We start from the raw sequence: 5,395 nt of genomic DNA on the forward strand, positions 1-5,395 counted from the left end.
ACCGGAGCGAAGCAGCCGGTGGCCAACCATGGGGAAGGGGCAAAAGAAGGGAAGTGCGCTGAAGGCGCACCGGTGCAAGCCAAAGGGAATCAAACTCTTACACATGCCTGTCCCCGCATCACCCTTACACATGCCTGTCCCCGCATCACCTCGTCCCCGCATCACCTCTGTCCCCGCATCACCTCTCGCAAACCGCCAAGAACCAAGGGGACGCAAGCGCGCAAACCGTTGGCAAGGTGAAGCCTTGCCGGATTTAAGCCCATGGTTGGGCAGCGGAGCGAAGCAGCCGGTGGCCAACCATGGGTAAGGGGCAAAAGAAGGGAAGTGCGCTGAAGGCGCACCGGTGCAAGCCAAAGGGAATCAAACGCTTACACATGCCTGTCCCCGCATCACCTCTGTCCCTACATCACCTCAAGCAGAAAAATACCGTCTTTCAAAACATAAGCCTCGGGGTTGGTGACCAGAGGGCGGAATTGCGCCCAGGCTTCTTGGTCCGTCTGATATTCCTCGATCTCAAACCCTTCAAACGCGCATGAGTTGATCTCGACCCGAAAACCATAACGAAAATCCCTTTCACCCGCGTAGAAACGCGCGATGCGACCTTTCCAGCTCAGGCCGAAACGGTCGACTTCGTGACGGGGCCCAAACTGGATGTGCATGTCGCCCACCGCGTCATGGCCCAACAGGTAAATGTGAAAGGGCGGCTCATCCGATGGGGACACACGGTCAAAAGGGCCGACCCGATAACGCTGTTCCGACAGGGTATTGATGTCAAAAGGGCGCTCGCGGGTGCCAACCAAAAAACCCTCGTGTCCCCCACTCCGTGGAGGAAAGGGTGCAGGAATGGGTGTTGTACCAACCGGCTCGCCCTTCCCAATCAGAGAGTTTTTCTTCCTCTTCATCGTTAAAGGGGGTGTTCCCGGCAACATCCTGAGCGTCGTAGTCTTCGGTGGCGAGGTGGAGGTCGAACCAAAGGGCCGGTTTCCGAGTCGAGTCGTCCCGACCACGCGAAATCAATGATGGCGTGGCCGCCCGGCCAAGGGTTGCCAAAGAAAAAGATGCGATCCGTCACGGGCGTTCCTTCGTTGTGTCTTTGGGATTGATTGAAGCAAATCTCGGTCGGTTTGTGTCGGCAAAACCCAATAAAAAAGACGACACCCAGCGCGGGTGCCGCCCTTTTCGTTTTTCCTTTTCAGGGTTTATTGACAGGGCAGGTTCAGCAGGCTGACCAGGAACAAAATGTCACCGCCGTCCCAATCGGAGGCATGGGTGCGGAAGTCGGCGTCGTTGAGACAGGCGTTGCCGATGGTGCCGCCCGCTTGCGCGGCAAAGTCGTCAAAATACACCGAACCGGTGATGGTCTCGGTTGCCGGGGTGGAGGCGGGCATGACGCCGATGCGCATGAAGTCGACGTTGGCACCCGTGTTGGTCAAGCTACCGACCGTCACCGTTTGGCTGTTAACGCGCAAACTTACCGATCCGTTTGAATCACCGGGAATGAGGGCGACCTCGACGCCGTGCCAGGGACCGCTGAGCGTGATCGGATCCGACATGCGCATCAGCGCGCTGTCTTCGCGGGCGAGGAGTTGGAGGTTGGTGCCCTGTCCGTCCCGATAAAGCTCGACCGCCAGCCAGGGAACCCTGCCGCTCTCAAGCGAACCCGCCGCGAGAATGCGCAGACGGTTGTTAATGGGCAGGTCGAGATCGTTGGTGCTGAACTGGACGCGACAGCGGAAATCCGTGGCTGAATCGCCGCCGGTGCTCTCCACGAAGGCCGTGCCCGCGTTACCCGCGACCTGCATGCCGAAAGCGCCCTTGAAACGCGCGCCGCGAAGGACCGCAAGCAGTTCGCCTTGTTTCTCGAGCTCGAAGTCGGCGAAGGGTGTGCTGGACGACCAGACCGAGGTATCTCCTGACTCGAAGCCGTCTGAGAAAATCGGCGTGGCGCTTTCCTGTTCAAACAGGGAGACTTGGCCCGAGAACGCTGCCCCTTTGCTGGAGCGGCTCGGTGCCCCACCCGCGAGGTAAAAGGGTTCGCCGATTTGGAGCCATTTGATCGTGTCGCCAAAAAAGGCCTCCGCCGCCGGATCCCCTTGGGTAAATGATTGGACAAAGGTCCAGGTGCCGCCCTCCAAGCCAAATTCGAGGATCGACCCCGCGTTGTTGTTTTGGTTGAGCACCGTGGATGGATCGCCGATGAACAAACGGTTGTCGTGGGAGGACGTCAGACCCACGCCGAAGAAGCCGTTGTCAACTGGATTGGTTGGGTTGATCGCCTGGGTTTCCGTGACATCGCCCTGGGCCCCCTCCGCGTTAAACACGTACACCCTTCCCGGCACGATGTTGTTGGCGGGTGTTCTCGGCGCGGCGATGACCAGGGTTCCGTTGGGCAAAAGCGTAAAATTTTCGCCAAAGGCGGCGAAGGGAAGGGTATCGGCGTCGGATGCTTGAAATTTGGCCTGTTCTTGGAAGAGGTTTTTGGTTTGCGCGGATCGGGTGTAGAGGTAACAACTACCGGATTGGGTCATGGCGACCGAGTCATTTGATGCGCCGACAAACAACTGTGAATCTTGAAGTTCCACGGGTAGGCCGAACTCCCCACCCGCCGTGACGTTGTCCGGTTGGATCAGTTGACCGCGCATCCAGGTGGTGGCGTCGGTTGACGTGTAAATCGCGACCGCCCCGCTCTGGAGTTGCGAGTTCGGGTTGGTAAAACGCGTGGCGCCGACCGCCAGCTCAAAACCGCCCGGTACCAGGTCGAGGTCGAGCGCATTACCGAAACCCATGTCGCTTTGGTTGAATTCGCGCAGATCCAAGCGGGAGAGCAGCGTAAAGGTGTCCTCCATGTCCGCGGCCGAATCAAAATAGATCAAAACCTCGCCGGACTGGACCGTGCCGCCGCGACCTTGCGAGGCCGGTACATTGTTAAAGGCCGCGCCAATGGCGAGGAACAGACCGGCCTCGGTGCTGACCGCGTCCAGGGCGAACCCAAAGTTGCGGCCTTGGCCGTCGGGGTTGTCCAAGGTTTGTAAAAACTGGGGTTGTCCGCCGGTAACGCGGTAGATATGAACGGAGCCGGTGAAGTTGTTGCTGCCCAATTCGGTCACGAACAGCCGGTCGGCGATGGATGCGGTGCGGTTGCCGAACAGGCCGTTGTTCGTGGGTGTAGGTGGGTTGATGACGATTTCTTGGGCGACGAGGGGTGCAACAAGGCAAAAGAGCAGGGAAAGGCCGAAACGCATGGGGATACCTCCCTGGGATGTTCGGATCACGGTTTTGGGTGGTGGGCAAGGTGCGCGGTCACACTGTGACAAGGTGCCGGATCGACGGGTTTAAAGGGGGCGCGGCTCGCGGAGAAGCGGGTAAAAACGCCGAGGCTGTCAATTTGCCAAGAGGGATAAGTTCATTTCACCAAAAACAGGCAGGCGCGTAAAGCGTCGCTGTTGCTTTTCGCACAATTTTCACCTGCACTTTGGTCGGTTCCACCCTCGTCGGGAGAGGGGAGCGGATGGTTCACGCGATGTGAGGAGTCGCTGGGGACAGCAAAGGAGAAACGCCCGGGGATCAAAAGCTCAGACAACAAGAAGTCACGATGCATTCCGCTTTAAAGTCAGGCAATTTGGGGTGTCTGTCCCCAGGTTTGGCACCAGGTTTGCGTGCCCGTCACCCTGCTTCATTGTGAAACATCAGGATTCCAGGAGGCCGAACCGCGTCAATCTAGCGCAAGTGGAGGGGAAAAATTGGAGGGGCCCGACCGAGCTTGCTCGGTTGGGAGGTGCCGATTTTTTCACGGAGCGGTCCTTGACGCAGGTGGTGGCGCGCTAAAATCAATGCCGGCCGGCGGTGAAATCACTCTTGAAACATCAGTCTTCCCGTCGGCCGTATGGCTCCTAAGCGCGTCGGCCCCACCTGGGTCAAGGATGCGCGGCGGTTTTTCAACCTGGCAGCGTTGGAACCAGCCATGAGCATCAATGCTGTAGAGAGTATTTTGGGGTGTCTGTCCCTTCAACCCATCGAGTTGCACAGGTCTGTCCCTTCAACCCATCGAGTTGCACAGGTCTGTCCCTTCAACCCATTGGGATTAACCGCGAGGTGGTGCGCGAACCGAGTGAGGGCTTCCTTTTCGACGACCTGATTTACATGATCGGCGATCACGAAAACGAGGGACCCACGCCCCCGTGACGGTTTCTCCTTGCCCGAACAGGGATCTAGGCTTGCGACGGAACGCATCCCGAATCACCGATTCGAGATGCGTTCTTTTGTTTTTGGGGCCTCGGTTCCGTTGCGACGGGGGTGGAGGCTACCAGAATTTCCACCAGGGTTTCGTCGCCGGGGTTGGGTCGGCGCCGCCGAGGTGCGCCTGGATGTTTTCGAGGCGGCCGTCGCTTGAGAAGGTGAGTTCAAGGCGGCCCTCGCCGGGTCGTTCGGCGGCTAACAGATCGCCCGCTTCTTCGAGAAACATGCCTTGTTGGGTTAGGTAGGCCGTGCAGGCGTTGCGATGGTGGATCGGGTAATTGCGGATCGCGTGCATGATCACGGTGTTGATGCGTTCGAGGGGGGCGTGGTTGACGCTGTCGGGGGCGTGGTCGATGAGGGTGAACAAGGCGCCGCCGTCATAGCTGCACACGTAGTAACAATTCTGGGGGGCGAGGGAGGTGCACACGATCGCGAGTTGGTGAGCGTCGATGGTGTCGAGGGCAAAGGTGGGGGTGGTGAGTTCGCCGATCCCTTTTTCCCGGCCGAAATCCAGGATGGCCTCGACGTCCCGTAAAATGGCGGCGGGCAGGTCGCTTTGCTCGTTGGCCCAGGCCCATAGCCAGGTGTTGCTTTGGTGGCTTTCGGTGCCGAGCACTTGCATGGGAAATTGCCCGTGCCCTTCGATATCGAGCGTACCCGAGGGGATGTCGACCTGCCAGGAACCGTCGCCGAAGGTGTCATTGAGGGCCATTTGGCGCGATAAGCTGATCATGAGTTGTTTTTCGAAGAGTTGGTCGAACAAGAGAAACTCCTTGGGTTATCAATTGAAAAAGAATCCTGTCACAATTGCCGCGTCGAGTCAAACGGTCTGCTTGCCTTCGCCGGTTGGGGGGGCGGGCGAAAACCCGTCGGCGATGCGTTTTGGCAGTGGAAGGCAGGGAATAGGGGAAATGTCGTTGGGCCCGGGGGTAGTCCGGCCAATCTCGAGGTGTTCGCGGCAAGCGATTGCGTGCTAAGGAGCATTTTGGGGTGTCGGTCCCCACATGCCCACGGGTGTCGGTCCCCACATTCCATAGAAGGGGCAAGAGCGGAAAGCCCGCGATCCTTCCGGAACACGCTAAAAACGAGGGAGACGCAAGCGCGCAAACCGTTGGCAAGGTGAAGCCTTGCCGGATTTCAGCCCATGGTTGGGCACCGG

General features: G+C 58.8%; 3 protein-coding genes. All 3 read right to left on the reverse strand.

Translation table 11 applies throughout. The features are described from left to right. Positions 1-401: 401 nt before the first annotated feature. Positions 402-800, reverse strand: a complete 399-nt coding sequence (locus J3U88_RS33785; protein ID WP_207860965.1) for a hypothetical protein — start codon at positions 798-800, stop codon at positions 402-404. Between the two features lie 399 nt (positions 801-1,199). Then, the gene (locus tag J3U88_RS33790; protein ID WP_207860964.1) at positions 1,200-3,242 is read right to left on the reverse strand and encodes a hypothetical protein; all 2,043 of its coding nucleotides are present in this window, start codon (positions 3,240-3,242) and stop codon (positions 1,200-1,202) included. A gap of 1,058 nt (positions 3,243-4,300) precedes the next feature. Next, positions 4,301-4,999, reverse strand: a complete 699-nt coding sequence (locus tag J3U88_RS33795; protein WP_207863640.1) for a DUF6882 domain-containing protein — start codon at positions 4,997-4,999, stop codon at positions 4,301-4,303. Positions 5,000-5,395 lie beyond the last annotated feature (396 nt).

Origin of the sequence: Acanthopleuribacter pedis, from assembly GCF_017377855.1 — a bacterium.
Classification (GTDB): domain Bacteria; phylum Acidobacteriota; class Holophagae; order Acanthopleuribacterales; family Acanthopleuribacteraceae; genus Acanthopleuribacter; species Acanthopleuribacter pedis.

Bases quoted from the DNA above. Each gene is read 5' to 3' on its own strand.
- J3U88_RS33790 (WP_207860964.1), bottom strand. From the start codon at position 3,242: ATGCGTTTCGGCCTTTCCCTGCTCTTTTGCCTTGTTGCACCCCTCGTC.